Annotated in this window: 28 protein-coding genes and 2 pseudogenes; 17 read left to right on the forward strand and 13 right to left on the reverse strand. The window is 73.5% G+C overall.

The features are described from left to right. Positions 1 to 7: 7 nt before the first annotated feature. Positions 8 to 808 (reverse strand): VOC family protein, encoded by an 801-nt coding sequence (locus AB0953_RS11305; RefSeq protein ID WP_366859149.1) that lies wholly within the window; start codon positions 806 to 808, stop codon positions 8 to 10. Positions 809 to 1,054: 246 nt separating this feature from the next. Here AB0953_RS11305 and AB0953_RS11310 point away from each other — a divergent pair, with 246 nt between their 5' ends. After that, positions 1,055 to 1,702 carry a TetR family transcriptional regulator gene (locus AB0953_RS11310; protein WP_366859150.1) on the forward strand — a complete coding sequence of 216 codons (648 nt, stop codon included), beginning with the start codon at positions 1,055 to 1,057 and terminating at the stop codon, positions 1,700 to 1,702. A gap of 40 nt (positions 1,703 to 1,742) precedes the next feature. On the opposite strand, the gene AB0953_RS11315 is transcribed toward AB0953_RS11310, so the two are convergent. Together AB0953_RS11315 and AB0953_RS11320 are read right to left on the reverse strand one after the other, a co-directional pair. Next, positions 1,743 to 2,207: a nitroreductase family deazaflavin-dependent oxidoreductase gene (locus tag AB0953_RS11315; protein ID WP_366859151.1), complete on the reverse strand. Its 465-nt coding sequence runs from the start codon at positions 2,205 to 2,207 to the stop codon at positions 1,743 to 1,745. After that, a complete protein-coding gene (locus AB0953_RS11320; protein ID WP_366859152.1) occupies positions 2,207 to 3,373 on the reverse strand; it encodes an acyl-CoA dehydrogenase family protein in 1,167 nt (388 codons plus the stop codon). The genes AB0953_RS11315 and AB0953_RS11320 overlap by 1 nt, the downstream gene beginning before the upstream one ends. Before the next feature lie 110 nt (positions 3,374 to 3,483). Here AB0953_RS11320 and AB0953_RS11325 point away from each other — a divergent pair, with 110 nt between their 5' ends. From AB0953_RS11325 to AB0953_RS11340, 4 genes and pseudogenes are all read left to right on the forward strand, one after another. After that, positions 3,484 to 4,680, forward strand: a complete 1,197-nt coding sequence (locus tag AB0953_RS11325) for an acetyl-CoA acetyltransferase (RefSeq protein WP_366859153.1) — start codon at positions 3,484 to 3,486, stop codon at positions 4,678 to 4,680. Between the two features lie 36 nt (positions 4,681 to 4,716). Further along, positions 4,717 to 4,842 (forward strand): annotated as a pseudogene (locus tag AB0953_RS11330) (transposase); the annotation flags it as partial. An 8-nt stretch (positions 4,843 to 4,850) separates the two neighbouring features. After that, the gene (locus tag AB0953_RS11335; protein WP_366859226.1) at positions 4,851 to 5,105 is read left to right on the forward strand and encodes a hypothetical protein; all 255 of its coding nucleotides are present in this window, start codon (positions 4,851 to 4,853) and stop codon (positions 5,103 to 5,105) included. Positions 5,106 to 5,146: 41 nt separating this feature from the next. Next, positions 5,147 to 5,788 (forward strand): annotated as a pseudogene (locus tag AB0953_RS11340) (DUF5701 family protein); the annotation flags it as partial. Between the two features lie 14 nt (positions 5,789 to 5,802). On the opposite strand, the gene AB0953_RS11345 reads toward AB0953_RS11340, so the two are convergent. Then, positions 5,803 to 6,186, reverse strand: a complete 384-nt coding sequence (locus AB0953_RS11345; RefSeq protein WP_366859222.1) for a VOC family protein — start codon at positions 6,184 to 6,186, stop codon at positions 5,803 to 5,805. A 176-nt stretch (positions 6,187 to 6,362) separates the two neighbouring features. On the opposite strand from AB0953_RS11345, the gene AB0953_RS11350 reads away from it, so the two are divergent. After that, positions 6,363 to 7,049, forward strand: a complete 687-nt coding sequence (locus tag AB0953_RS11350; RefSeq protein ID WP_366859154.1) for a pyridoxal 5'-phosphate synthase — start codon at positions 6,363 to 6,365, stop codon at positions 7,047 to 7,049. 145 nt (positions 7,050 to 7,194) lie between these two features. Further along, positions 7,195 to 8,061: an oxidoreductase gene (locus AB0953_RS11355; protein ID WP_366859155.1), complete on the forward strand. Its 867-nt coding sequence runs from the start codon at positions 7,195 to 7,197 to the stop codon at positions 8,059 to 8,061. Between the two features lie 195 nt (positions 8,062 to 8,256). On the opposite strand, the gene AB0953_RS11360 is transcribed toward AB0953_RS11355, so the two are convergent. Continuing rightward, a complete protein-coding gene (locus AB0953_RS11360) occupies positions 8,257 to 8,700 on the reverse strand; it encodes a Zn-ribbon domain-containing OB-fold protein (protein WP_366859156.1) in 444 nt (147 codons plus the stop codon). Next, positions 8,697 to 9,149: a DoxX family membrane protein gene (locus AB0953_RS11365; RefSeq protein ID WP_366859157.1), complete on the reverse strand. Its 453-nt coding sequence runs from the start codon at positions 9,147 to 9,149 to the stop codon at positions 8,697 to 8,699. The genes AB0953_RS11360 and AB0953_RS11365 overlap by 4 nt, the downstream gene beginning before the upstream one ends. Positions 9,150 to 9,335: 186 nt before the next feature. Between AB0953_RS11365 and AB0953_RS11370 the strand changes: the two genes are divergently transcribed. The 3 genes from AB0953_RS11370 to AB0953_RS11380 all read left to right on the forward strand — a co-directional run bounded on the left by AB0953_RS11370 (position 9,336) and on the right by AB0953_RS11380 (position 14,173). Continuing rightward, complete coding sequence (locus AB0953_RS11370) at positions 9,336 to 10,679, forward strand: NAD(P)-binding domain-containing protein (RefSeq protein WP_366859158.1); 1,344 nt, start codon at positions 9,336 to 9,338, stop codon at positions 10,677 to 10,679. 260 nt (positions 10,680 to 10,939) lie between these two features. Next, on the forward strand, positions 10,940 to 13,183 hold the full coding sequence (locus AB0953_RS11375; protein ID WP_366859159.1) for an acetate--CoA ligase family protein: 2,244 nt from the start codon (positions 10,940 to 10,942) through the stop codon (positions 13,181 to 13,183). Between the two features lie 165 nt (positions 13,184 to 13,348). After that, positions 13,349 to 14,173, forward strand: a complete 825-nt coding sequence (locus AB0953_RS11380; RefSeq protein ID WP_366859160.1) for an enoyl-CoA hydratase-related protein — start codon at positions 13,349 to 13,351, stop codon at positions 14,171 to 14,173. 55 nt (positions 14,174 to 14,228) lie between these two features. Here the strand turns inward: AB0953_RS11380 and AB0953_RS11385 are convergent, their stop codons facing one another. Beyond that, positions 14,229 to 15,023, reverse strand: coding sequence for a VOC family protein (locus AB0953_RS11385; RefSeq protein WP_366859161.1), 795 nt, complete (start codon positions 15,021 to 15,023; stop codon positions 14,229 to 14,231). Between the two features lie 321 nt (positions 15,024 to 15,344). On the opposite strand from AB0953_RS11385, the gene AB0953_RS11390 reads away from it, so the two are divergent. Next, positions 15,345 to 15,971: a flavin reductase family protein gene (locus AB0953_RS11390; RefSeq protein ID WP_366859162.1), complete on the forward strand. Its 627-nt coding sequence runs from the start codon at positions 15,345 to 15,347 to the stop codon at positions 15,969 to 15,971. Positions 15,972 to 16,155: 184 nt separating this feature from the next. Here the strand turns inward: AB0953_RS11390 and AB0953_RS11395 are convergent, their stop codons facing one another. Genes AB0953_RS11395 through AB0953_RS11405 form a run of 3 tightly spaced genes read right to left on the reverse strand, consistent with a single transcriptional unit; the run spans position 16,156 to position 19,382 of the window. Further along, the gene (locus tag AB0953_RS11395) at positions 16,156 to 17,223 is read right to left on the reverse strand and encodes a Zn-dependent alcohol dehydrogenase (RefSeq protein WP_366859163.1); all 1,068 of its coding nucleotides are present in this window, start codon (positions 17,221 to 17,223) and stop codon (positions 16,156 to 16,158) included. Next, positions 17,220 to 18,437, reverse strand: a complete 1,218-nt coding sequence (locus tag AB0953_RS11400; protein WP_366859164.1) for an acyl-CoA dehydrogenase family protein — start codon at positions 18,435 to 18,437, stop codon at positions 17,220 to 17,222. The genes AB0953_RS11395 and AB0953_RS11400 overlap by 4 nt, the downstream gene beginning before the upstream one ends. Positions 18,438 to 18,452: 15 nt before the next feature. Further along, entirely contained in the window at positions 18,453 to 19,382 is a 930-nt protein-coding gene (locus tag AB0953_RS11405) for an SDR family oxidoreductase (protein ID WP_366859165.1), read from the reverse strand. Positions 19,383 to 19,490: 108 nt separating this feature from the next. On the opposite strand from AB0953_RS11405, the gene AB0953_RS11410 reads away from it, so the two are divergent. Then, positions 19,491 to 20,417 carry a cyclase family protein gene (locus tag AB0953_RS11410; protein WP_366859166.1) on the forward strand — a complete coding sequence of 309 codons (927 nt, stop codon included), beginning with the start codon at positions 19,491 to 19,493 and terminating at the stop codon, positions 20,415 to 20,417. A 108-nt stretch (positions 20,418 to 20,525) separates the two neighbouring features. On the opposite strand, the gene AB0953_RS11415 is transcribed toward AB0953_RS11410, so the two are convergent. After that, entirely contained in the window at positions 20,526 to 20,924 is a 399-nt protein-coding gene (locus tag AB0953_RS11415; protein ID WP_366859167.1) for an ATP-binding protein, read from the reverse strand. 262 nt (positions 20,925 to 21,186) lie between these two features. Here AB0953_RS11415 and AB0953_RS11420 point away from each other — a divergent pair, with 262 nt between their 5' ends. The 5 genes from AB0953_RS11420 to AB0953_RS11440 all read left to right on the forward strand — a co-directional run bounded on the left by AB0953_RS11420 (position 21,187) and on the right by AB0953_RS11440 (position 24,682). Next, complete coding sequence (locus AB0953_RS11420) at positions 21,187 to 22,038, forward strand: Scr1 family TA system antitoxin-like transcriptional regulator (RefSeq protein WP_366859169.1); 852 nt, start codon at positions 21,187 to 21,189, stop codon at positions 22,036 to 22,038. Positions 22,039 to 22,050: 12 nt separating this feature from the next. Continuing rightward, positions 22,051 to 22,239 (forward strand): DUF397 domain-containing protein, encoded by a 189-nt coding sequence (locus AB0953_RS11425; protein WP_366859223.1) that lies wholly within the window; start codon positions 22,051 to 22,053, stop codon positions 22,237 to 22,239. Between the two features lie 187 nt (positions 22,240 to 22,426). Next, positions 22,427 to 22,831 carry a hypothetical protein gene (locus AB0953_RS11430; protein WP_366859170.1) on the forward strand — a complete coding sequence of 135 codons (405 nt, stop codon included), beginning with the start codon at positions 22,427 to 22,429 and terminating at the stop codon, positions 22,829 to 22,831. A gap of 10 nt (positions 22,832 to 22,841) precedes the next feature. Further along, entirely contained in the window at positions 22,842 to 24,026 is a 1,185-nt protein-coding gene (locus AB0953_RS11435) for a sensor histidine kinase (RefSeq protein ID WP_366859171.1), read from the forward strand. Continuing rightward, complete coding sequence (locus AB0953_RS11440) at positions 24,023 to 24,682, forward strand: response regulator transcription factor (RefSeq protein WP_366859172.1); 660 nt, start codon at positions 24,023 to 24,025, stop codon at positions 24,680 to 24,682. The genes AB0953_RS11435 and AB0953_RS11440 overlap by 4 nt, the downstream gene beginning before the upstream one ends. A 169-nt stretch (positions 24,683 to 24,851) precedes the next feature. On the opposite strand, the gene AB0953_RS11445 is transcribed toward AB0953_RS11440, so the two are convergent. Then, positions 24,852 to 25,394, reverse strand: a complete 543-nt coding sequence (locus AB0953_RS11445) for an ATP-binding protein (RefSeq protein WP_366859173.1) — start codon at positions 25,392 to 25,394, stop codon at positions 24,852 to 24,854. 322 nt (positions 25,395 to 25,716) lie between these two features. Then, a complete protein-coding gene (locus tag AB0953_RS11450) occupies positions 25,717 to 26,775 on the reverse strand; it encodes an acyl-CoA dehydrogenase family protein (protein ID WP_366859174.1) in 1,059 nt (352 codons plus the stop codon). Positions 26,776 to 26,779: the final 4 nt, after the last annotated feature.

A 26,779-nucleotide genomic window follows, 5' to 3' on the forward strand; every position in this document is an offset into this window, starting at 1 on the left:
GCCCGGTTCAGCCTGCGCCGTGCTCGGCGGACTCCGAGAGCAGGGCGAACACGGCGCCCTGGTTGTCGGCGACGACGGCGATGCGCCCGTAGGGCGTGTCGAAGGGGTCGGCGGTGACGCGGCCGCCGAGCCGCTTGACGGTCTCCACGGAGCGGTCGCAGTCGGGGACGGCGAAGTAGGCGAGGAAGTGCGCGGGCATGATCTCCGGGAAGGCGTCGGTGATCAGGCTGCGCCCCAGGACGGCCGTCTCGGCGCCGGGCGCGCTGCCGGGCGGCGACCAGAGCCGGTATTCGACGCCGCTGCCGTCGTCGTCCTGGTCCTCGGGGACGTAGCCGAAGACGTTGGCGTAGAAGACGTCGACGGCGTCGCGGGCGCGGGTGTAGACCTCGGCCCAGCAGTACGTGAACGGCTCGCCGTGGGCCTCGAAGCCGTGGTGGGTGCCCGGCTGCCACAGGCCGAAGACGGCCCCGCCGGGGTCGGCGGCGAGGCCGGCGGTGCCGTAGGGGCCGACGGGCTGGGGGTCCATGACCATCTGGCCGCCGGATGCGCGGATGCGGGCGGCGCAGGCGTAGGCGTCGGAGGTGTAGAGGTAGATCCCCCAGACGGTGGGCATGCGGCCGTCGGGTTTGGGGGCGAGGGCGGCGACGTTGCGGCCGTTGCTGTAGGCCTGGGTGTAGTGGCCGTACTCGGCGCCCGCACTGTCTCCGAAGGTCCACCCGAAGAGCTCGCCGTAGAAGCGCTTGCCGGCCTCGACGTCGGGAAGCGAGGCGTCCACCCAGCAGGGTGTGCCTTCCGCGAATGCGGCCATGGCCCGTTTCCTTCCGCTCCGATCCCCCTGCGGCCATGATCCGCCCGAGATCTTGTCCACAGCCTGTTGATAAGACTAATCGGGGGATAAGGAACCGAACCGGGCGGGTCCCCTCACGTGGGGTGACCGGTCCGATTCCGGCCGGAAACGACCGCCCACTGGGGCCCCGGCCCAGCTCGGGCGGCGGGTCACCCCATTTGCAGGCGGCCGAATCGCGCCCAGATCACCCCTCGGTAAGCTGACGGCATGACAGGACAAGTACGCACCGTCGACGGCCGCGTTGCGGGCCGGCGCGGTCAGGCGACGCGGCAGAAGCTGCTCGACTGCCTCGGCGAGATGCTCAGCTCCTCGCCGTACCGCGACGTCAAGGTCATCGACGTCGCCCGCAAGGCCGGCACCTCCCCCGCGACCTTCTACCAGTACTTCCCGGACGTCGAGGGCGCCGTCCTGGAGATCGCCGAGCACATGGCGGCGGAGGGCGCGCAGTTGACCTCGCTGGTCGAGGGCCGCAGCTGGGTCGGCAAGGCCGGCTGGGCGGCCGCCGAGGAGCTCGTCGAGGGCTTCCTGGACTTCTGGCGCCGCAACGACGCGATCCTGCGCGTGGTCGACCTCGGTGCGGCCGAGGGCGACAAGCGCTTCTACAAGATCCGCATGAAGATCCTGAACTCGGTCACCAACTCCCTCACGGAGTCGATGAAGGAGCTCCAGGCGAAGGGCAAGGTCGACAAGGACCTCAGCCCGGCGGCGATGGCGGGCTCGCTGGTGGCGATGCTGGCCGCGGTCGCCTCCCACCAGAAGGGCTTCCAGGCCTGGGGCGTGAAGCAGGCCGAGCTCAAGCCGAACCTGGCGCTGCTGGTGCACCTGGGCATCACCGGCAAGAAGCCGACCCGGTAGCGGCGGACCCTTCCCGGGTCCGCCGTTTCCCCGGCCCCCGTCAGCGGCGCTCCAGGCGGAACAGCCGGATCTCGCGCTCGATGCGCGCCTGGTACGTCGCGTACGGCGGCCAGAACCGCAGCACGGCCCGCCACACGGCCGCACGCTCCTCGCCCGCCAGCAGCCGCGCCCGCACCGGGATCTCGCGGCCCTTCCAACTGACCGACGCCTCCGGGTTCTTGAGCAGGTTCGCCGTCCACGCCGGGTGTCCGGGCCTGCCGAAGTTGGATCCGATCAGCACCCACCCGTCCCCGTCCGGCATGCACGCGAGCGGCGTGCGCCGCAGCTGCCCGCTCCTGGCGCCCTTGGCGGTCAGGATCACGCCGGGCAGCATCTGCGCGCTCAGGATGACCTTGCCCCGCGTGATCCGGTGCACGGCCTTGTCCAGCGCGGGGACCACGTGCGGAGCGATCTTCGCGAACAGCGGCGTCGAGGACAGCCGCTGCACGATCCTGGCGCCGACCATCACACACCCGCTTCCCGGAAGAGCCCCGCGACCTGCGCTGCCCGCCCCCGCAGCCGGTGCACCGGCCCGAAGAGCAGCTCGTCCGCGGCCGCCCGCTTGAAGTACAGGTGGGCCTCGTGCTCCCAGGTGAAGCCGATGCCCCCGTGCAGCTGGATCGCCTCGCCCGCGGTCAGCCGCAGCGCCTCCAGGGCCTGCGCCAGGGCCAGGGCGCCCTGCTCCGGGTCCCACGCGGCGTAGTACGCCGCCGACCGGGCCGTCTGCACCTGTACGTACAGGTCGGCGAGCCGGTGCTTGACGGCCTGGAACGACCCGACGGCCCGCCCGAACTGCTCGCGCGCCCCGACGTACTCCACCGTCCGGTCCAGCACGGCCCCGGCCGCCCCCACGGCCTCCGCGGCCAGCATGGCCGCAGCCCCGCGGCCCACCCTCCCCAGTGCCGGGAGCACGCCCTCGCCGTCTCCCAGCAACGCGCCCTCGACGTCGCGCAGTTGCACCACGCCGTGCGGCCGGGTCTCGTCGATCCCCGCCCCCCTCGACCGCACCACGCCCCGCGCATCCCCCCGTACGAGGAACAGCAGGATCCGGCTCCGGGCGAAGCCCCCGGCATGGGCGGCCACGACCAGCAGCGCGGCGCTGTGCCCGTCGAGCACCTGCGCGGCCTCCCCGTACAGCCGCCAGCGCCCGCCCTCGACCGGCCGGGCCTGCACCCCGCCGGCCCGCCCGCCCCCGGCCCACTCCCCGCCGTTGTCCCCGGTCAGCCCGAGGGCGGCCCCCAGGGCGGCCCCCGGCACCGCCAGGGCGGCCGTCAGCCCGCCGGCGGCGATCCGCGGCAGCACCTCGGACCGCTGCCGCCCGCTGCCCAGCTCACCGACCAGCGGCGCGACGAGCCCGGCCGTGGCGAACAGCGGCGAGGGCAGCAGCGCCCGCCCGACCTCCTCGCACACCAGCGCGAGGTCCCCGACCCCGCACCCCACGCCCCCGTACTCCGCGGCGATGGCGATACCGGGCAGCCCGAGCTGCCGCGACAGCCGCCCCCAGAGCTCCCGGTCGTACCCGGGGGCCGTCCGCACGGCGGCCCTGACCTCGTCCGGCCCGCAGTGCTTGCCCAGGATCTCGCGCAGCGCGCGGCGCATCCCGTCCTGTTCCTCGGTAAAGGCGGCATCCATCGTGGCTCCTCCCAGAGCTGACGGCCCGTCATATTAAGACCGTCGCCCCCACATGCCCAGACGGCTGGACCCCTAGAATCTGACACATCATCAGCTATACCGTTCCCTCCATGCCCGGACCCCTGAGCCAGCCCGTCCACGCCGTCCCCCGCCGCCGCGTCGCGGTGGTCGGCGTCGCCCTCTCGGACTGCGGCCGCGTCGACGGCCCCACCCCGTACGCCCTGCACGCCCAGGCGGCCCGCCGCGCCCTCGCCGACTCCGGCCTGGACCGCAGCGTCATCGACGGCTTCGCCTCCGCGGGCCTGGGCACCCTCGCCCCGATCGAGGTCGCCGAATACCTGGGCCTGCGTCCCACCTGGGTCGACTCCACCTCCGTCGGCGGCTCCACCTGGGAGGTCATGGCGGCCCACGCGGCCGACGCGATCGCCGCCGGCCACGCCAACGCCGTCCTCCTGGTCTACGGCTCCACGGCGCGCGCCGACATCAAGGCCCGCCGCCGCACCTCGAACCTCTCCTTCGGCGCGCGCGGCCCCCTGCAGTACGAGGTCCCCTACGGCCACACGCTGATCGCCAAGTACGCCATGGCCGCCCGCCGCCACATGCACCAGTACGGCACCACGCTCGAGCAGCTCGCCGCCGTCGCGGTCCAGGCCCGCGCGAACGCCGCCACCAACCCCGACGCCATGTTCCGCGACCCGCTCACCGTCGACGACGTCCTCTCCTCCGAGACGATCGCCGACCCCTTCACCAAGCTGCACTGCTGCATCCGCTCCGACGGCGGCTGCGCGGTCCTGCTGGCCGCCGCCGACTACGTCCCCGACACCGCCAAGGCGCCCGTCTGGATCCTCGGCTCGGGCACCGCCACCTCCCACGCCACCATGTCGGAATGGGAGGACTTCACCACCTCCCCCGCAGCAGCCTCGGGCCGCCAGGCCTTCGCCCGGGCCGGCCTCGCCCCCGCCGACATCGACGTCGCGGAGCTCTACGACGCCTTCACGTACATGACCCTGGTCACCCTCGAGGACCTCGGCTTCTGCGCCAAGGGCGAGGGCGGCCCCTTCGTCGACAAGGGCCGGCTGCTCGCCACCGGAGAGCTCCCGGTCAACACCGACGGCGGCGGCCTCTCCGCCTGCCACCCCGGCATGCGCGGCCTGTTCCTCCTGGTGGAAGCGGTCCGCCAACTCCGCGGCGAACGCGGCCCCGGCCAGGTCACCAAGCCCGACGGCACCCTCCCCCGCACCGCCGTCGCCTCGGGCACAGGCGGCTGGTTCTGCTCCTCGGGCACCCTCGTCCTGGCCCGCGACTAGGCCGTTTCCTTCGGATCATCGGATCGTTGGTCTGGTGTGTCGCCGACTGATGCCCAGTGGGCCCGCATTGAGCCGTTGCCGCCGGACCGGACGCCTCGGCGGGGCGGGCGGTGGCGGGATCACCGGCAGGTGATTGACGCGATCGCGTTCACGTACCGCACCGGCAGGCCGTGGATGAACCTGCCCGAGCACTTCGGGTCGTGGAAGGGCGCCCACAATCAAAAGGGGGCCCGGCCGGCGAGGCCGACCAGGCCTCCAACCGCAAACGCCTCGGCCGTCGCGGTGGCCGTCCACCCGCCTTCGACCACGACGCCTACCAGCAGCGCAACACCGTCGAGCGCTGCATCAACAAACTCAAGCAGTGGCGCGGCCTGGCCACCCGCTATGACAAGACCGGGGAACATTCCGGCGGGCCGCCTCGTTGAGCCGGGGCCTCTGCTCCGATCGCGAAACGAGGGAGTACCCCGTGCCCGAAACCGTTTCCGGTGACGCCCTGACCGCGCTTCCGCCGCTCGCCGCCCAGGCCGAGCGCCTGATCGAGCTCGGGGTGCCCGAGCTCGCCGGGATCCCCACCGCCGACCTGCGGGCCTTCGCCGAGAGCGCAGCCGAAGGCGCCCTGATCGCCGTCCACCCGGACCGGCTCCCCGCCTCGGCCCTCGCACCGCTGCTCCGCCGCGAGGGCAAGCCGGGCTTCGTCGTCACCGACATGACCGACGTCGACCGCTTCAGCCCCCACCACGCCGAGCTGCCGGACTCGTCCCTCTACCTCGTCACCGGCCTCGACCGCGGCGACCACCTGGCCAACCGCACCCCGGACGAGGCTCTGCCCCGCCTCACCCGACAGGGCCGCACCCCGCTCGTGCTCACCGAGGGCATCCACTGGCTGCTCCAGCAACCCGAGGTGCTGGAGCGCAACCACTGCTTCATGACCATCGGTTCACGACTGCGCAAGCCGAACGGCACCCTGGACGCCCGCACCCCGGCGCTCTGGATCAGCAACGGCACCGGCCGGGACGGCCGCGAACGGCGCGGCGCCCCCAAGGTGGGCTGGTGCTGGTGGAACAACCGCCACACCTGGCTGGGCTTCGGCTCGGCCACCGGCCGCCGCCCCTCAGACCCGCGTCACGCCATCGCAGCGGCCCGGTCCGACTCGCTGCGCAGAACACAGAACTCGTTGCCCTCGGGATCGGCGAGGACCGCCCACCCGGAACCATCGGGATTCCGGTGATCGGCGACCAGGGCGGCGCCGAGCCCCAGCAGCCGTTCCACCTCCTCCTCGCGGGAGGTCTCCGGGCGCAGACACAGATGGATCCGGTTCTTGACCGTCTTGCCCTCCGGCACCTGGTTGAAGTACAACACCGGGCCCTGCGCGAGCAGCACCTGCACCTCCGGATCACCCGGCTTGTCGTCCGGATGCAGCGGCCGCCCGGTCACCCGGCTCCAGAACCGGGCCAGCCCGTAGGCATCCGCACAATCGACCGCCACGTTCTGCACCACCGAAACCATGCGCACGAGCCTTCCTGATCCCCCCTCCGGACGCCACACCATTCCGCTCCGAGAGGACAGCCTCCCGCCGCCATCCGACGATCACCACGTAGCGATCGACTGCGCCCCGCACGCCGCCCGCCGGGCCCGGATCCAGCCGCGCGGGCCCGCCTCGCCCCGCCCCCTACCCTGGCCGCATGCCCGGTGACAGCGACACCTCATCCCCGTCCTTCCACGCCACCCTGCACTCCCTGAAGGTGTGGGACACCCCGCTCCCCGTCTTCGACCCCGACACCGCGCCCTCCACCCCCCTCCCCCTCTTCCGGGAGTGGTTCACGCACGCCGCCGCGGCCGGACAGCTCGAACCGCACACGATGAGCCTGGCCACCGTCGACCCCGAGGGGCGCCCCGACGTCCGCATCCTGATGCTGCACGACGCCGATGACCGCGGCTGGCACTTCGCCTCGCACTCCACCAGCGCCAAGGGCCGCCAGCTCGCCGCCCACCCGGACGCCGCGCTCGCCTTCTACTGGCCCACCGTCGCCCGCCAGATCCGCATCCGCGGCCGCGTCACCGCCTGCGCCCCCGAGGAGAGCCGGGCGGACCTGGCGGTCCGCTCGCGCGGCGCCCTCGCAGCAGCCCTCACCGGCCGGCAGAGCGAGGTGCTCGCCTCCGCCCAGGAGCTGGCCGAGGCCTCGGCGGCCGCATGGGAACGGGCCGGCGCGGAGCCGGACGCGCCGGTCCCGACCTGGACCCGGTACGTACTGGATCCCGCCGAGGTGGAGTTCTTCCAGGGCGACGCCGCCCGCCGCCACGTCCGCCTGCGCTACAGCCGCCCCCCGCAGGCGCCCGGACCGTGGACGCGCGAGCTGCTCTGGCCGTAGAGCACAGCGCACGCAACCACCCACCCACCCGGATGGCCCAACTCCCCACTCCCCCCGGCACTTTGACCCTGGACAGCAAGCCGCCAGTGATCAAGGATGCCCCTCAGGCGACGCGACTCACCCGCTGCTCCCCCTGGAGGTCTCCATGCCCGCGCAGGACAAGCCGACGACACCCGCCGGCCGGATCTGGCTGATCACCGGCGCCTCGTCCGGCTTCGGCCGCACCCTCGCCGACGCGGCGCTCGCGGCCGGCGACACCGTCGTCGCCGCCGTACGCCGGCCCGACGCCCTCGCGGAGTACGCCGCCGCACACCCCGGGCGGCTGGTGCCGGTGGCCCTGGACGTGTCGGACACGGCCGCCGCGGCCACGGTGGTGGCCGAGGCCGTCGAACGCTTCGGCCGGATCGACGTCCTCGTCAACAACGCGGGCCGCGGCCTCGTCGGCGCGGTCGAGGAGACCTCGGACGCCGAGCTGCGCGACCTGATGGACCTGCACTTCTTCGGCCCCGCCGCCCTCATCCGGGCCGTGCTGCCGCACATGCGGGCACAGAAGTCCGGAGCCGTGGTGCAGATGAGCAGCATGGGCGGCCGGCTCTCCTTCCCCGGCGTCGGCGCGTACTCGGCGACGAAGTTCGCCCTGGAAGGCCTGACCGAGGCACTGGCGGGCGAGGTCGCCCCGTACGGCATCACCTGCCTGATCGTCGAGCCGGGAGCCTTCCGCACCGGCTTCGCCGGAGCCGGCGCACTGCAGAGCACCGCCACCACCCTGCCCGCGTACGAGGACACCGTCGGCGCGGTCCGCACGGGCCTGCCCGAGTCGGACGGCAGCCAGCCCGGCGACCCCGTCAAGGCGGCCGCGGCGATCCTGGCCGCACTGGACGCCGAGCAGCCCCCGCTGCGCCTGGCCCTGGGCAACGACGCCGTGGACGCCATCCGCGCGCACGCGGAGGCCTCCAGCGCCGAGCTGGACGCCTGGGAGGCGGTCGCCCGGGCCACCACCTTCGAGGCCTGACACCTGACGAAGCGCGGCGTCCCCGGACCGTGGCCGAAGCGGCGAGGCGAGGGCCACCCCGCCGGCCACGGACCGGAGGACGAGGCGAAGGAGGAGGAACCACGCCGGAAACCCGCCGCCCCGGTGACCCGGAGACCCGGAGACCCGGAGACTCTGCAACCCGGAGACTCTGCAACCCGGAGACCCGGAAAACCCCTACACCAGCCCTGCCGCCCAGGGCCGGAACACCGCCACCCAAACCCCCTCCGCAGCCTCCCGGAACGCCACCTCCAAGGGCATGCCGACGCGCAGGGCACCCGCCTCGCAGTCCACGACCTCGGTCATCATCCGCGGCCCCTCGGCCAGGTCGACCACGGCCGCCGTGTACGGAACCCTCGTCCCGAACGGCGGCAGGTCGTTGCGGTGGATCACCGACCACGTGTAGAGCACCGCGCGGCCACTGGCCTGCTCCCAGACGACCTGCTCCTCCCCCGCCCAGCAGAACGGGCAGAACTCCCGCGGATAGTGGTGCGCCCGCCCGCACGCACCGCACCGCCGCACCAGCAGCCGCCCTTCGGCCGCCGCATCCCAGTAGGTCCGGCTGAACTCGTCCACATCCGGCAGATCGAACCGAACCCCCTGCCCGCCCTGCCCGCTCAAAGGAACAACCCCCACACCGCATCGAGCGACCAGGCCTGCCAGCCCACCCCCACCAAGGCGACGAACGCGACGAGCATCATCATCGCGTTCTGCCCCTGCTCGGCCCAGTCGTGGATCATCAGCACCAGGTAGAGCAGGTTCAGCAGCAGTCCGCCCACCAGCGCGATCGGCGTCAGGAGGCCCAGCACCAGCCCGAGGCCCAGCGCGAGCTCCGCGTAGACGACGACGTACGCCATCAGCCGCGGCCGCGGCCGGACCAGGGCCTCGAAACCGCGCTTGACCACCGGCCAGCGGTGCTTGCCCGCGACCTCGGCGGCCCAGGCGATGCCGGTGCCGCGCTCGAACCAGCCCTTCTTGTCCTTGTGCCGCCAGCTCTCGAGCCACCACAGGCCGAGGCCTATCCGCAGCACGGCGAGCCACTCGGCCCCGCTGAGCCAGATGGTCTGCATCGCACGCACCCTCCTCAATCTGACGGTACGTCAGTTGAGCGGACAGGGGACCATCGTGCAAGACCCCGCCCCCACGCAAGCCCCTCGTGACCGATCCGCAATCGATTCGGCTCCTCGTCCGAGACCCATCAACACTGTGTGTCGATACGATCACTCCTCATGCCCGGAGTCCCCACAGCCCCAGACATGACCACCCAGCCCCGCCCCGTCTACGTGATCGGCGCCGGGCCCGGCGGACTCGCCGCGGCCGCCGCCCTGCGCGCCCGCGGAGTACGGGCGGTGATCGTGGAGAAGTCCGACACCGTCGGAGCCTCCTGGCGCGGCCACTACGACCGCCTCCACCTGCACACCACCCGCCGCCTCTCGGCCCTCCCCGGGCTGGCCATCCCCCGCCGTTTCGGCCGCTGGGTCTCCCGCGACGACGTCGTGCGCTACCTGGAGAAGTACGCCGAGTTCCACGAGCTCGAGATCGTCACGGGCGTGGAGGTGACCCGTATCGACAGAGCGCCGCAACCCCCCACGGACACCGAATCCGAAACCGACACCGCCGCCTCCACCACCGGAAACAGCAAGCAGCGGCGGCAGCGGCAGAAGAAGCACACCAAGCGCAACAAGCACAACTCCCCCGACCCCGGCTGGCTCCTCCACGCCACCGGAGGCCGCGTCCTCGCCGCCCAGGCCGTCGTGGTCGCCACCGGCTTCAACCACACCCCCTCACTGCCCGACTGGCCGGGCATGGACACGTACAGCGGCCGGCTCCTCCACGCCCGCGACTACCGCAACCCCGCCCCCTTCAAGGGCATGGACGTCCTGGTCGTCGGCGCAGGCAACACCGGAGCCGAGATAGCCGCCGACCTGGCGGCCCCCGGCCGAGGCGGCCCCGCCCCCACCCGCACCCGCCTCGCCATCCGCACCACCCCCCACATCGTGCGCCGCTCGACCCTCGGCTGGCCCGCCCAGCGCACCGGGATCCTGGTGCGGCGGCTGCCGGTGCGGCTGGTGGACCGGCTGGGCGCGCTTTCCGCGAAGGCGTCGGTGCCGGACCTGACGGCGTACGGGCTCCCCCGCCCCGCCACCGGCCTGTACAGCAGGGCCAAGCAGGGGGCGATCCCCGTCCAGGACGTCGGCCTCATCGACGCGGTCCGCTCGGGCCGGGTGGAGCCGGTCGCCGCGGTCGCCGGCTTCGACGGCGCCGAGGTGATCCTCGCCGACGGCTCCCGCATCACCCCGGACGCGGTGATAGCCGCCACCGGCTACCGGCGCGCCCTGGAGGGCCTGGTCGGCCACCTGGACGGCGTCCTCGACGGGCGCGGCCGCCCCCGCACGCACGGCTCCCGCGCCCTGCCGCAGGCTCCCGGCCTCTATTTCACCGGGTTCACCAACCCGATCAGCGGCATGTTCCGCGAGATGGCCCTGGACGCGGAGAAGATCTCCCGCGCCCTGGCCCGCCGCCTCGGCTCCCGCACGCAGCGCGACCGCGACGAGTCCCTCCCGTACACGGACCTCCCCCGAGTCGACCCTCTCGCCTAGAACCGCCGGCTCCCACCACCCACCCCCGAAGAAAACGCACCCGCCCACCGCGACCAAATTCCCCCTTGGACCCACCCGAGCCCGTCTGTCACCGTTCCACACATCACCTCCACGCACCTCCACGAGCCTCCGCCACCTTTCCCGCGCAGCACTGTTCCTGACGCGGCGTCAGTTCAGTAGTCTCGATCTGACTACACGTCAGTAACCGGCGTTGGCTGGCTTGAAGTTCTCAAGTTCATCGAGCAGGAGCGGGCGAAGCGATGCTTGGATCTACTCACGGCACCCTCACCACCGACTTCCGCGCACGTGTCGAGGCCTGCGGCGAGACGCCCAGGACGGCCGTCCACTCCACGGCCGCGCCCTCCCCGGACGACGCGGTCGTCCTGGACGTCAGCGGACGGCCGTTGCACGCCGACGTACCGGACCTGGACCGCTTCTTCCGGCCCGGGTCCGTGGCCGTCATCGGCGCCTCCGATACCGAGGGCAGGCCCCATACCGGGATCACCCGCCAGCTCATCGCCTGGGCCGAGCGCGTGGGGGCCCGCATCCACCCCGTGCACCCCACCCGTACCGCCGTCTTCGGGCTGCCCTGCCACCCCTCCGTGGCTGCGCTGGCCGCCCTGCCCGAGCAGGTGGACCTGGCGGTCCTGCTGGTGGCCGACCCGCTGCCCTTCATCGACGAGCTCGCCGAGGCCAAGGTGAAGTACGCCGTCGCCTTCGCCTCCGGCTTCGCCGAGACCGGTGCCGACGGCGCCGCCGCCCAGGCGCGGCTCGCCTCCGCGGTCCGGCGCTCGGGCCTTCGCCTCCTCGGCCCGAACACCAACCTCAACGCCTTCTCCGACTTCCGGGACGACCTCGACGGCCCGGCCATCGCGCTGATCACCCAGTCCGGCCACCAGGGCCGGCCCGTGTACACCCTCCAGGAGCTCGGGATCCGGCTCTCCCACTGGGCTCCCACGGGCAACGAGGCCGACCTCGAAACCTCCGACTTCATCTCCTACTTCGCCGAGCAGCCCGAGGTCGGCGCGATCGCCTGCTACGTCGAGGGCCTCAAGGACGGCCGGTCCTTCCTCCTCGCCGCCGACCGGGCCGCCCGCAACGGGGTGCCGGTCGTCGCCGTCAAAGTCGGGCGGACCGAGGCCGGCGCCCGTACCGCCGCCTCCCACACCGGCAAGCTCACCGGCGCCGACACCGTCGTGGACGCCGCCATGCGCCAGTTCGGCGTCATCCGCGTCGACGGCCTCGACGAGCTCCAGGACACCGCGGCCCTGCTCGCCCGGGCCCGCAGGCCGCAGGCCGACGGGGTCGTCGTCTACTCGATCTCCGGCGGCACCGGCGCCCACTTCTCCGACCTCGCCACCGAGGCCGGGCTGCACCTGCCCACGCTCTCCCGGGCCAAGCAGGACGAGCTCCACCAGTGGATACCGGAGTACCTGAACGTCGCCAACCCCGTGGACAACGGCGGCCACCCGGTCGGCGACTGGCGCGGCCGGAAGATCATCGACGCGATCCTCGCCGACCCGTCCGTCGGCGTCCTGATCTGCCCGATCACCGGGCCCTTCCCGCCCATGAGCGACCGGCTCGCCCAGGACCTGGTGGACGCGGCCGAGCAGACCGACAAGCTGATCTGCGTGATCTGGGGCTCCCCCGTCGGGACCGAGGAGGCCTACCGCACCACCCTGCTGGGCTCCTCCCGCGTGGCGACCTTCCGTACCTTCGGCAACTGCATCACCGCCGTGCGCGCCTACCTCGACCACCACCGCTTCACCGCCGGCTACCGCTCCCCCTTCGCCGACGCCCCGCGGACCCCGTCCCCCTCGTACCGCAAGGCGCAGGCGCTGATGCGCCCGGGCCAGCAGCTCAGCGAGCACGCGGCGAAGCAGCTGCTGCGCGCCTACGGGATCCGGGTGCCGCGGGAGCAGCTGGTGACGAGCGCGGCGGCGGCCGTCCGCGCGGCCGGCCTGGTCGGCTACCCGGTGGTGATGAAGGCCTCCGGGCCGCAGCTCGCGCACAAGACGGAGCTGGGGCTGGTGAAGATCGGCCTGACCTCGGCGAGCCAGATCCGCGACGCCTACCGGGAGCTGACGGACATCGCCCGCTACGAGAACGTGCCGCTGGACGGGATCCTGGTCTGCCAGATGGTGGAGCGGGGCGTCGAAATGGTCGTCGGCGTCACGCAGGACGAGCTGTTCGGCCCGACCGTGACGGTCGGGCTGGGCGGGGTCCTGGTCGAGGTGCTGCACGACGCGGCGGTGCGGGTACCGCCGTTCGGCGAGGACCAGGCCCGGGCGATGCTGGCCGAACTGCGCGGGCGGGCCCTGCTGGACGGGGTCCGCGGGGCGCCGCCGGCCGATGTCGACGCGCTGGTCGAGGTCGTGCTGCGGGTGCAGCGGATGGCGCTGGAACTCGGCGGTGTCCTGTCCGAGCTGGACATCAACCCGCTGATGGTCCTCCCGCGCGGGCAGGGCGCGGTGGCCCTGGACGCCTTGGCCATCTGCCGCTGACGCTGCGCGGCGGCCGCCCCCGGACACCGCCGCCGCGCCCGCCCCGCGGGAGCCGGACCCAGCGCCGCGGCCCCGCTGCGGCGGCCCGCCTCCGCCGGATCCCGGCCCCGCGCAGCGGCAGCCACGCCACCCGCCCCCCACCCCGAACGGGAGGAGCACCACCCCATGACGGACACCCCCCAGGCCCCCGACTCATCGGTACTGCACCGCACCGACAACGGCGTCTCGTGGATCACCCTCAACCGCCCCGAAGCCATGAACGCCGTGACCTGGTCCCAGCGCGAGCGGATCATCGCGCTGCTGGCGGACGCCTCCGCCGACCCGGCCGTCCGGGCCGTCGTCATCACCGCCACCGGCAAAGGCTTCTGCGCCGGCGCCGACCTCCGCGGCGCCCCCGCCCCCACCCACGCCCCCGGCGGCGACCGCATCGCCGGCGACGTGGCCCGCATGATCCGGCTCGGCGCCCAGCGCCTGATCACGGCCGTCCTCGACTGCGAAAAGCCGGTCCTCGCCGCGGTCAACGGCACCGCCGCCGGCATCGGCGCGCACCTCGCCCTCGCCTGTGACCTGGTCCTGGCGGCCGAGTCGGCCCGCTTCATCGAGGTGTTCGTCCGCCGCGGCCTGGTCCCCGACGGCGGCGGCGCGTACCTGCTCCCGCGCCTGGTGGGCCCGCAGCGCGCCAAGGAGCTGATGTTCTTCGGCGACGCCGTCCCGGCGGCCGAGGCCGAGCGGCTCGGCCTCGTCAACCGGGTCGTCCCCGACGCCGAACTGGCGGAGTGCGCCCGGGAGTGGGCCGAGCGGCTCGCGCAGGGCCCGACCCGGGCCATCGCCCTGGCCAAGCAGCTGGTCAACGCCTCGCTGGACGGGGACCGGGCGGCCGCCCTGGCCGCCGAGGCCACCGCCCAGGAGATCAACATGACCACGGCCGACGCGGCGGAGGGCGTGGCGAGCTTCGTGGAGCGCCGCACCCCGAAGTACCGGGGCCGCTGAAGCCCGGGCACCTGGCGCCGAATCCGTAAGCCCGTAAGCCCGTGAACCCGTGGCCCTACATCTGCGGGTTCGGCTTCAGCAGCGCGAACACCGCCCCGAACGGGTCCGCCAGCCAGGCGATCCGCCCGACGTCCGGCACGTCCGCCGCCGGCATGATCACCGAGCCGCCCGCACCCTTCGCCGCCGAAACGGTGGCGTCGACGTCCGCCACGTGGAAGTACGGCACCCAGCGCGGCCGTTCGACGCCCCCGCCGCCGGCCCCGTCCCCCATCGGCGCGACCCCTCCGAAGGAGGCCTGCTTCTGGTCGCCGTCCTTGGTGCTGAGGACGCGGTACGTCATCCCGGGCGTCCGCATCTCCTCGCTGCGCCAGCCGAAGACGCCGCTGTAGAAGTCGATGGCCGCCGTCGGGTCCGGTACGTGGAGCTCCGCCCACACCAGCGAGTTCTCCTCCGAGGCCCGTTCGAGCCCGGCGGTCTTGCCGGGCTGCCACACCGCGAACTCGGCGCCCTGCGGGTCGGTGGCCTGCATGAGCCAGCCCTCGCCCATGACGTCCATGGGCTCCATGCGGATCTTCCCGCCGCCGTCCTTGACCGCCTGGACCGTCGCGCGGGCGTCCGGGGTCATGAAGTGCACCATCCATGCCGACTTCGCGCCCTTCTCGTTGAGCGGCCCGAGCCCGGCGACGGTCTTGCCGTCCGCCTGGAAGAACCCGTACCCGCCGGCCTCCGGGCCGGCGGAGGTGAAGCTCCAGCCGAAGACGGTGCCGTAGAAGGCGGCCGCGGCGTCGGTGTCGGGGCTGCCGAGGTCGAGCCAGTTGGGCGAGCCGGTGCGGAAGTCGGTACCGAGCATGGGGTCCTCCCGGGACGTCTGCGGTGGGGCGGCGTACGGCCGTACGCCGGTCCCCCGCCACCTTGCCGAGCCGGGCGGGGCGGACGGGCGTACGGATCCGGGGCGCCCGGGGGTTTCACCCGCACGGGGCAATGCCGCCCACGCCCCCTCGCAACGGGGTACGTCGCCCCGCACCGCCTCCGAAGGCGGACCGCCGGGGCTCCGGCGGGCGGTCAGCCGTGCGGCTGCACCACAGGCCGGGCGAACAGTCAGCGAGCAGCCAGGTCCGCAGGCACCCACCCCTTCACATCTGACATGCCGTCAGTTTCAATCGGGGATGTGATGGGACACGCAGGGATGGCGGCCACCGTCGTCCGATACCTGAGATCAGTCGGCTCCGCCGCGCCCGGCTCGGGGGAGCCGGAACCCTCGGTCCTGCCCCGCGCCGACCTTCGGGCCGTCGGGGAGGACGAGCGCGCCCCTGTCGGTGCCGCGGAGTTCCGGGCCGTGCTGGGGAACTTCGCGAGCGGCGTCACCGTGGTCACCGCCCCGGCCGCCGAGGGCGAGGACGGCCCGGCCGGCTTCGCCTGCCAGTCCTTCGCCTCGCTGTCGCTCGACCCGCCGCTGGTCACCTTCATGGTGGCCCGTACGTCCACCACCTGGCCGCGGATCGCCCGCGCCGGGGTGTTCTGCGTCAACATCCTGGGCGCGGGGCAGGGGGAGCTGTGCCGGCAGTTCGCGGTGAGGGGGGCCGACAAGTTCGCCGGGGTCGGGCACCGGCCCGCGCCCGTGACGGGGTCGCCGCAGCTCGACGGGGTGCCCGCCTGGATCGACTGCCGCATCCACGCCGTCCATACGGGTGGGGACCACCTGATCGTGGTCGGGCGGGTCCTGGCGCTCGGCGCCGCCGGGGAGGAGGGCCCCCTCCTGTTCCACAAGGGCCGCTTCGGCCGCCTCTCCGACACCTGAACCTGTGGCACCGCCCGGGCCCGATGCGCCTGCCCCGGGCAACCCGGCTGGGGCGGAGCCCGAAAGCCCAGCCGACTCCGCCGACGCCTGCGACGAGAGGTCGGCAAAAATCAGCCCCGCCGGCGTGTGAGGCGCGGGTCCGGAAGCGGAGGGGGCTGAACCGGCCGGGCCACCGCTTCGATGGTCAGAAGGTGAGGACCGCGCGGGCCACGCGGCCCGCGCGGGCGGCTTCGGCTGCCTTGGGGAAGTCCTCCACCGGGTGGACCTCCGTCACGAGCTCGTCCAGCAGCAGGCTCCCCCGGCGGTAGAGGTCCGCGTACAGCGCGATGTCCCGCTGGGGGCGGGCGGAGCCGTACCGGCAGCCCATGATCGTCTTGTCGAGGTACATCGAGGAGACCTGGAACGCCGCCTCCTCCCGGAACCCCGGCACCCCCAGCAGCACCGCCTGCCCGTGCCGGTCCAGCAGATCGATGGCCTGGCGGATCAGCCGGACGCTGCCGACGCACTCGAAGGCGTGGTCGGCGCCGGTCGGCAGGACCTCCCGCACCGCCGCCGGCACGTCCGGGACGGCCGAGGCGTCGACGAAGTGCGTCGCGCCGAACTGCCGGGCCACCGCCTCCTTCGCCGGGTTGGCGTCCACCGCCACCACGGTCGCCGCCCCCGCGATCCGCGCCCCCTGGAGCACGTTCAGCCCGATCCCGCCGCTGCCGATGACCACCACCGACTCGCCCCGGTCGACCCGGGCCCGGTTCAGCACCGCCCCCACCCCCGTGAGGACCCCGCAGCCGATGAGCGCCGCCGAGGCCATCGGGATGTCTTCCGGGATCTTCACCGCCTGCACCGCCTTGACGATGGTCCGCTCGGCGAAGGCGGAGTTCGAGGCGAACTGGAACAGCGGTTTCCCGCCCCGCGAGAACGGCTGTCCCGGCATCCCGATCGCCCTGCGGCACATCGTCGGCCGCCCCCGGTCGCAGTCCGCACACGCCCCGCAGTTGGCCAGGGTGGACAAGGAGACGTGGTCCCCCGGGGCCACGTGCGTCACCCCGGCCCCCACCGCCTCGACCACCCCCGCCCCCTCGTGCCCGAGCACCACCGGCACCGGGAACGGGATCGTCCCGTCGATCACCGACAGGTCGCTGTGGCACACCCCGGCCGCCCGGATCCCCACCAGCACCTCCCCCGGCCCGGGGTCCCGGATCTCCAGGTCATCGGCCACCACAACCCGCTTGCCGTCGAACACGACGCCTCTCACCGGCCGCTCTCCTTAGGCAGGCCGAGCACGCGCTCGGCGATGATGTTCCGCTGGATCTCGTCCGAGCCGCCGTAGATCGTGTCGGCCCGGGTGAACAGGAACAGGCGCTGCGCCTCGTCGAGGCCGCGCTCGTACGGCAGGTCGGGCGCCCACGCCGCCGGCCCGGCCGCGCCCGCCGCGCCGCGGACGGCGACGGCCAGCTCGCCGAGCCGCCGGTGCCAGCCGCCCCACAGCAGCTTGGCCACGCTCGGCGCACCCGGATCCCCGCCGGAGGGTCCCGAGCCCAGCGTGCGCAGCGCGTTCCAGCGCATCGTGCGCAGTTCGGCCCACTGGCGCACGAGCCGGTCCCGCACCACCGGGTCGGGCTCCCCGCGCGCCGCGTGGTCGGCCAGGACGCGTTCCAGTTCCGCCGCGAAACCGATCTGCTGGACGAGCGTGGACACCCCGCGCTCCAGGGCGAGCAGGCCCATGGCCACGGACCAGCCGTTGCCCTCGCCGCCGACCACCTCCGCGGCGACGGCCCCGTCGAAGAAGACCTCGTTGAACTCCGAGGTCCCCGACATCTGCCGGATGGGCCGCACCTCGACCCGGCCCGGCTGGTCCATCCGTACGAGCAGGAACGACAGCCCCCGGTGGCGGCGCGACCCGGCCTCGGTCCGGGCCAGGACGAAGCACCAGTCGGCCTCGCGGGCCAGCGAGGTCCAGATCTTCTGGCCGGTGACGCGCAGCCGCCCGTCGCCGCCGTCCCGTACCGCCGCGGTCCGCACGGCCGCGAGGTCGGACCCGGCGCCGGGCTCGCTGTAGCCCTGGCACCACAGCTCCTCGCCGCGCGCGATGCCGGGCAGGAAGCGGTCCTGCTGCTCGCGGCTGCCGTACGCGAGCAGCGTCGGGGCGAGGAGGTTCTCGCCGATGTGGCCGACCCGGCCGGGCGCGCGCAGCGCCGCGTACTCCTCGGCCCACACGACCTGCCCGGTCAGGGAGAGCCGCTGCTGCCCGTACGTCCCGGCCGGCACCTCCCAGCCCTGGCCGATCCAGCCGCCGCGCCCCAGTTCGCGTTCCCAGGCGCGCCGGGCGTCGACCCCCTCGTACTCGCTGCCGGGCCCGCCGAGGCCGACCGCGGCGGCGTACGGGCCGTCGGCGGCGAGGCGCCCGGTGAGCCAGGCGCGGGCCCGCAGGCGCAGTTCCTCGTCCTCGGCCCCGAAGCTGAAGTCCACGGTCCGTGGCCCCTTCTAGGCGTTGCGGGCGTTGGGGCGGTCCTTGGCTGCCGCCGCCCTGGCCATGGCCTCCAGCTGCGCGAGCATCGGCATCGGGTCGGTGCCGACGGTCCCGGGCAGGAAGTCGGCGATCTTCTCGGGCGTCCAGGCGCCCTCGGCGTAGCCGGCGCGCAGCTCGCGCGGCTGCGCCCATACGGCGATCTTGGGTCCGGCGATCGTGTAGACCTGCCCGGTGATCCGCTCGCCGCCGACGGCCACGGCCCTGTCGCTGAGCAGGTAGGTCACGAGGGCGGCGACGTCCTCGGGCTCGCCGATCTCCTTGAGTTCCATGGGGACGTTGGCGGACATGCGGGTACGGGCGACGGGCGCCACGGCGTTGGCGGTGACCCCGTACTTGTGCAGGCCGAGGGCGGCGGAGCGGACGAGGGAGATGATCCCGCCCTTGGCGGCGCTGTAGTTGGCCTGGGCGACGGAGCCCTGGTGGTTGCCGCTGGTGAAGCCGATGAGGGTGCCGGAGCCCTGGCGGCGCATGACGGCGGAGGCGGCGCGGAAGACGGTGAAGGTGCCCTTGAGGTGGGTGGCGAGGACCGGGTCCCACTCCTGTTCGGACATGTTGAACAGCATCCGCTCGCGCAGGATGCCGGCGACGCAGACGACGCCGTCGATGCGGCCGTAGCGGGTGAGGGCGGTGTCGACGACGCGCTGGCCGCCCTCCATGGTGGAGATGTCGTCGGCGACGGCGACGGCCTCGCCGCCGGCGGCGAGGATCTCCTTCACGACGGCCTCGGCTATCGCGCTGGTGGGGGCGCCGCCCTCGATGCCGACGCCGTAGTCGTTGACGACGACCCGCGCGCCCTCGGCTGCGGCGGCGAGTGCGACGGCGCGGCCGATGCCGCGGCCGGCGCCGGTGACGGCCACGACCTTGCCTGCCAAGAAGTTCCCCACGCCGACCCCTTCCCGCGTTTTCTGACGGACCGTTAGATTTTATGTCCCGCCGGACGGCGCAGCACAAGAGCTCGTGCCCACCCGTTGCCCACAGGAGTGGATGAGGCCATGACCCTGCCCGCCGCGTTCCACGACATCGCCAAGCGCGTCAACAACTGGGGCCGCTGGGGCGCCGACGACGAGACCGGCACCCTGAACCTGATCACCGGCGAGGTCGTACGGGCCGCAGCCGCCGAGGTCCGCACCGGACGCCGCGTCCCGCTGGCCCTCCCGCTGAAGGAGGACGGCGTCCAGGCGGGCCTGATCCCGGGCCGGATCAACCCCCTGCACACGATGGTGCAGATCAACCAGGAGCTGTTCGGGCCGGGCGGCGTGGCCTGCAGCGACGACGCGGTGACGATGGGGCTACAGGCGGGCACCCACTGGGACGCCCTCACCCACGTCTCGCACTCGGGCCGCATCTACAACGGCCGCCCCGCGAGCACCGTCACCGCCCACGGGCGGGCCGAGTTCAGCGGCATCGACAAGGCGGGGCCGGTCGTCTCGCGCGGGGTGCTGCTGGACGTGGCCCGCGCCAAGGGCCTGGACCGGCTGCCGGGCGGGCACGCGGTGACCCCGGAGGACCTGGCAGAGGCGGAGGAGTTCGCGGGGACGGCGGTGCGGGCCGGGGACATCGTGCTGGTCCGCACCGGCCAGGTCCAGGTCTACCTGGCCGGCGACAAGCACGGCTACGGCTTCCCCTCGCCGGGCCTGTCGGTGCGCACCCCGCAGTGGTTCCACGCCCGGGACGTGGCCGCCGTCGCCAACGACACCCTGACCTTCGAGATCTTCCCGCCGGAGATCGACGACCTGTGGCTGCCGGTGCACGCGCTGGACCTGGTGGAGATGGGCATGCTGCAGGGTCAGAACTGGAACCTGGAGGACTTGTCCACAGCCTGTGCAGAAGAGGGCCGCTACGCCTTCCTGCTGTCGGCGATGCCGGAACCCTTCGTCGGCGCGGTCGGCACCCCGGTCGCCCCGGTCGCCGTCCTCTGACGGCCGCGACCTTCCCTGTGCGCTCTGGTCAGATCCACGTCACCTGTCGGATGTGGACCCGTTCGCGACGGGGCGCAGCAGCGGCCCCCCGGCCGGCTGGGGTCCGCCTCACGCCAGCCGGAAGCGGACCGCCTTGCGGTCCGGGCGGGCGGTGACGTCCCAGTCGTCGGCGTAGGCCGCGACGAGGCCGAGGCCGCGGCCGTGGGTGGCCAGCTCCCCGGCCGGTGACCCGCCTGTCGCCGCCAGGGCCGGGGCCGCGGCCGGGGACTGGTCGTACACGGTCACCGTGACCGGGTCGCCCGTCGCCAGCGCCACCTCGACGGAGATCCGCTCGCTGGCGGTGTGCACGTGGGCGTTGGTCACCACCTCCGAGGTGCACAGCCGGGCCCGGTCCACGAGGTGGGCGAGCCCGGCCGTCTGGAGGACCAGGGCGACCCATTCCCGGGCGAGCCGGGGGGTGTCCGCCCGGCTGGGCGCGCTGAAGCGGTAGGTGTTCGTCATTGCCATCGCTGCTCTCCCCACGCGGTACGAGTACGCGCGCCGCCGTCGCCCGTCGTATGCCGTGGCTCTGGCCGCCCCCAGGTGAACACGTACCCTCCCAAGGCACGGTTCAGCGGCTGCACTTCGGCTCTACTGACACGCGATGCGGTGCAGCACTGACTGTAGCGGCTCGCGTACAACGCGTTGTACTACTTCCCATAACTAGGGGTGCGAGTGGACCTCCTACCGGCCCGGAGGCCAGACTGAGCCCCGACAGGAGGGGAGGCCGATGCCGCCAAGGAAAGCCCCGACCGCGCGGCAGTGCCGGTTGGGTTCCGAGCTCCGGAAGATCCGCGAAAAGGCGGGGATTTCGCTCACCGACGCCGCAGCGCAGTTGAGTACGGACCGCACGACGATGAGCAACGTCGAATCCGGCAGGTTCGGCGTCAGCAGCGAGCGCGTGCGCAAGTGGGCGCTCCACTACGGCTGCCCCGACCCCGCGTACGTCGACGCCTTGGCCTCGATGGCCGAGGAACGCGGCCGCGGCTGGTGGGACGACTACCGCGATGACCTGCCGGCGGCGCTGCTCGACATCGCAGAGCTCGAACACCACGCCGTGGCATTCCGCCAGGTGCAGATCATGCACATCCCGGGACTCCTCCAGACCGAGGACTACGCACGCGCCGTCTTCGAAGAGGGAGTCCCGGCCCTGCACCCGGTGGACCTGCGCCGCCGGATCTCGTTCCGGATGCGGCGGCGCGACGTCCTGGACCGCAAGGATCCCCCGGACTGCACGTTCCTGGTCCACGAGGCCGCCCTGCGCATTCAGTTCGGCGGCCGGAAGGTCGCCGTCCATCAGCTGGGCCACCTGCTGGAGCAGACCGACCGGGACAACGTGACCGTGCGGGTCATCCCCTTCGAGGCGGGCGGATTCCCGAACGCCGGCCTCTCGACCCTCTATGCCCACGGGCGGGTTCCCCAGCTGGACACCGTCCAGACCGACACCGCCAGATCCTCGGAGCTCCTCGACGCCGAACTGCAACTCGCCAACTACAGCGCGATCCTGCAGCGGACCGAGGAGCGGTCGCTCGACCCCGAACAGTCCCGCGAGTTCATTCGCAAGACGGCAAAACAAGCGTGAGGCGTGAGAGCTGTGGACATCAACTGGCGCAAGTCCTCCAAGTCGGCTGACGAAGGCAACTGCCTTGAGGTGGCCCTGGAGAACGGCGAGATCCTGATCCGCGAGAGCGACGACCCGGGGGTGGTCATCCGAACCACCCGGGCCAAGCTCCGCGCGTTCATCGACGGTGCGGCGGCAGGCGAGTTCGACGACTTCGCCTGAGCCCCTCCCGCACCACAGGCCCCCTGTTTCCCATGAGCAGGGGGCCTCCGCATATGCGTATCACCCGTAAGACGTCAAACCGTTGATACGCGCGCGCACCGCACGCTAGATTCCGGCAAGCGGCCACTTCCGAGCCGCCAACCTCCCCTTCCCGCAGGCCGATTGACGGCCCATTCGGAGGACAGCCATGCCCATTGAGCGGCGGCAGCGGCCATGGACGGCCCGCATCGACACCGGATACTGGTTCGAGGCGGTGTGCTTCAAGGACGCCTACACCACCGCGCCCGAGCTGCTGGACCGGGTCATGCTCGCCTCGCCCGAGGAGGCCGTGCGGCTGATCCGGATCCAGATCCGCACCACGCACCCCTTCGCGCTCAGCCCGGCCGAGGTCGAGCGGGCGCTCGCCTGGGCCGGCGGGGAGGGGCGGGTCAACGCCCTGGCCGCCCTGCACCGCGGCGAGCCCGCCGGATTCGCCATCATGCTGCGCAGCGGGCTGCGGGCGGAGTGGCGGGTGGTGCCCGTCCGGTTCCTCACCCTTCAGCCCGCGGGATGCAGCCCGCAGGCCGATGTCCGGGCCGGGAGCCGTCACTAGGGTCGGCGGCATGGACACCTCACCCATGGCCGCCGCCCGGCGGCCCCCCGCCCCCCGCCTCCGGACGACGGCCCTGTGGGCCGGAGCTGGCCTCGTCACCCTCCTGCTCACCCACCTCGCCGCCCGCTTCCCCCTCGGTTACGGGGACCGGATCACCCAGCCCGGACCGGTCCTCGCCGCCCTGGGGCTCGTGCTCGCCGCGGTGCTGGTGCGCCGGGCCCCGCTCGCCGCGCTCGGGCTGATGCTGCTCAACGGCGCCTTCGTACTCTTCCTCTCCCACAGCCCCGGGCTGACGGCGGCCTCGGTCGCAGCCGCCGCCGCCGCGCTCGGCCGGGTCGCCGTGACCCGGTCCCGCAGGACGGCGGCCCTCGCGGCCGCGGCCACCGTCCTGGTCGTCGTCACCGGCCAGTTCGCCGTGCCGGCGGACACCGGCCCGGACCGGGTCCTCACCCAGAGCCAGCTGCCGGTCGTCGTCGCGGCCTGGCTCATCGGGGACTCCGTACGCCGCAGCCGCGAGGCCGCCGCGCAGGCGCACGCCCGCGCCACCGAGCAGGCCCTCACCGACGAGCGCCTGCGCATCGCCCGCGAGCTCCACGACATGGTCGCCCACAGCATCGGCGTCATCGCCATCCAGGCCGGCGTCGGCAGCCGCGTCATCGGCAAGCAGCCCGACCGGGCCCGCGAGTCCCTCCAGGCCATCGAGGCCACCAGCCGCGAAACCCTGGCGAGCCTGCGCCGGACCCTGGGGACCCTGCGCCGCAGCGAACCCGCCGCCCTCGCACCGACCCCCGGCCTCGACGGCCTCGACCGGCTCGTCGCAGCCGCCGCGGAGGACACCGGCGTACAGGTGGAGCTGGTGTGGTCGGGCAGCCCGCGCCCGCTGCCGCGGGACATCGAGCTGGCCGCGTACCGGATCGTGCAGGAGGCCCTGACCAACGTCGTGCGCCACGCCCGGGCGGGCCACTGCCGCGTGGAGGTCGCGTACGGGGACGGCGAATTCGCCCTGGAGGTCGCCGACGACGGCCGGGGCCTGCCGCCCGAGGGCCCCGGCAGCGGCTTCGGCATCACCGGGATGCGCGAGCGCGCCGAACTGCTCGGCGGCCGGCTGGAGGCCGGGCCCCTGGCCGGGGGCGGGTTCCGGGTGGCGGCCGGACTGCCCCTCGGCGAGGAGGAGACGAAGGGAGCGGGGCGATGAGCCGCGAGCGCGTACGGGTCCTGCTCGCCGACGACCAGCCGCTGGTGCGGTCGGGGCTGCGGGTGCTGATGGAGGACACCCCGGACCTGGACGTCGTCGGGGAGGCCGCGAACGGCGCGGAGGCGGTCGGGCTCGCCGCCGAGCTCTCGCCGGACGTGGTGGTGATGGACATCCGGATGCCGGAGATGGACGGCATCGAGGCCACGCGCCGCATCACCCGCGGTGCCGCGCCCGCCCGCGTCCTCGTCCTCACCACCTTCGACGAGGACGAGCACGTCTACGGGGCGCTGCGCGCCGGCGCGAGCGGGTTCGCCGTGAAGGACATGGCGCTGGACGACCTCCTCGCGGCGGTGCGCGTGGTCGCCGCCGGGGACGCGCTCATCGCGCCCGGGGTGACGCGCCGCCTCATCGCGGACTTCGCCTCCGGCCCGCCGCGCGCGGCCGAGCGGGTGCCGGCCATCACGGCGCGGGAGCAGGAGGTGCTGACGCTGGTGGGGCGCGGCCGGTCCAACGGCGAGATAGCCCAGGACCTGTTCATCTCGGTCGCCACCGCGAAGTCGCACGTGGCCCGGCTGCTGACGAAGCTCGACGCCCGCGACCGGGTGCACCTGGTGATCAAGGCGTACGAGTGGGGGCTGGTCACGCCGCCCCGGTGACGGCGGCGCGGTCCAGCGGGTGGCGGCGTACACTCGCGCACGCCCCGAGCGCGGCACGGCAGCCGCCACCCCACGACCCGCACTCGTCAAGGTCTGGCCCTTGGCGTCCCCTCGCGACGAATCGCTCAACACAAGGGTGATCAACAGTTGACGAACCGTCAACACCTCGTTAGAGGTACACGCGCGGTTCCCGGATCGACCCACATGTTTCGCGGGGCCGCCCGGAGCCTTCCGCGTGACCGCCCGCAGGGCTTTGGACGGGGCCTTGCGCGGGACGGCCGGCAGGACCCGCCGCCGGGTCGCCCACAGCGCCGTCCTCGGGCTTGTCGGAGCGGTCGACCTCGCACCAGATGTGCTTGCCGGCGCCCTCACGCTGCCAGCCCCAGCGGTCGGCGAGCCCGTCGACGAGCTCCAGGCCGCGGCCGTTGGTCTCGTCCCCGGCGGCCTGCCGCCGGGCCGGGGCCCGGTCGCTGGTGTCGGCGACCTCTACCCGGACTCCGGGCTCGCCGAACAGCATCCGCAGCACGGCCGGGCAGCCGGTGTGGACGACCGCGTTGGTGACGAGTTCCGAGATCAGCAGGATCAGGGTCTCGGCGAGCGGCTCGTCGTCCCCTATGCCGCAGCCGGCCAGCCGGGACCGCGCCCATCGGCGGGCCCGGCCGACCTCGGCGGGATCCGGTCCTACCTCCAGCTGCACCTGAAGCACCTGCACCGCTCACCCCATCCGAACCGGCGGACACTTCGCCTCGCGACAGGACGGGATCACCGACTGTGATCCCCTTCTCGAGCAGCATGGTTGACATACAGTCACCACGACAAGCGCTTCGGGCATATTCCAGCGCGAAGGAGTAGGCATGGTGCATACTGTGCGACGCTCACGCCGCGCTACCGCTCGCATTCCCGGGAGCGTACCGGAGTAGTCCCCTCTCTCCGGGTCGCAAGCGGCCGGACGCAGGACACAAACCGATATCAACTCTCCGTAATCGGACATGCGTCCCGCCCCGTCTCGCCCGTGCCCCCCTTGTCACAGCTTGCTACGGGTGCCCTCCGGCGCCCTCCGGGGACGCGGCCTCCGCCAGCAGCTCCGCCGCCAGCACCTCCTGCGCCTGCGCCGCCGTCCGCCACTGCTCGGCCCGCACCCACGCCCGCTTCAGGTGCAGGTGCACATCGGCCTCCCAGGTGAAGCCCATCCCGCCGTGCACCTGCAGGCAGTCCCGCGCGCCGCGCACCGCCGCCTCGTCGGCGAGCAGTTTGGCACCCGCGATCTCCGCCGCGACCTGGGCGGTCATCCCCCGCCCGGCCGTCGCATCCGCCGCGACCGCCGCCGCGTAGACCGCCGTACGGGCCACCTCGGCCCGCACCAGCATCCCCGCGCACAGGTGCTTCACCGCCTGGAACGCCCCGATCGGCTGCCCGAACTGCTCGCGCTCCCCGGCGTACCGCACCGCCAGCTCCACCGTGCGCAGCGCGCTGCCGACCTGGAGCGCGGCCGTCAGCAGCGCCCCCTCGTCGCGGTACGGGCCCGGGTCCGGCAGGTCCTGCGGCGCCGCGACCCGGTGCAGCGGGGTCAGCGGGTCCGCCGAGGGCACCGGCTCACCCGAAAGGAGCAACGCCGAGGCGGGCTGCGCCGCCGGCGGCTCGGCTGCGGGCTCGGCCGCAGCCTCGGCGGCGGGCTCCCCGGCCGGGCCCCGGGCCGCCCCGCCCCCCGCCCCGAGCACCGCGTCCGCCTCCCCGAGGTGGGCCACCAGCGGCCCGCCGAGGTCGCACGCGGTGACCACGGCGGTGCCGGCCGCGGCCCCCGGCACCACCCCGGCCGCCAGGTGCGTCGCGACCAGCGGCCCCGGCAGCAGGGCCCGCCCGGCCTCCTCGAAGACGAGCACCGCCTCCGCGAGCCCGAGCCCGACCCCGCCGTCCGCCTCCGGCAGCCGCAGTGCGAAGAACCCGGCCTCGCCGAGCTCCCGCCACAGCTCCCGGTCGACCGCCGTACCGGCGTCCACGGCCGCCCGCAGCGCCTCGCGCCCGTACCGCCGGGCCAGCAGCTCCCGTACGCCCGCCCGCAGGTCCCGCTGCTCCTGCGTCGGCTGGAAGTCCACGGCC

This window comes from Streptomyces sp. NPDC046866 (genome assembly GCF_040704625.1).
Lineage (GTDB): Bacteria > Actinomycetota > Actinomycetes > Streptomycetales > Streptomycetaceae > Streptomyces.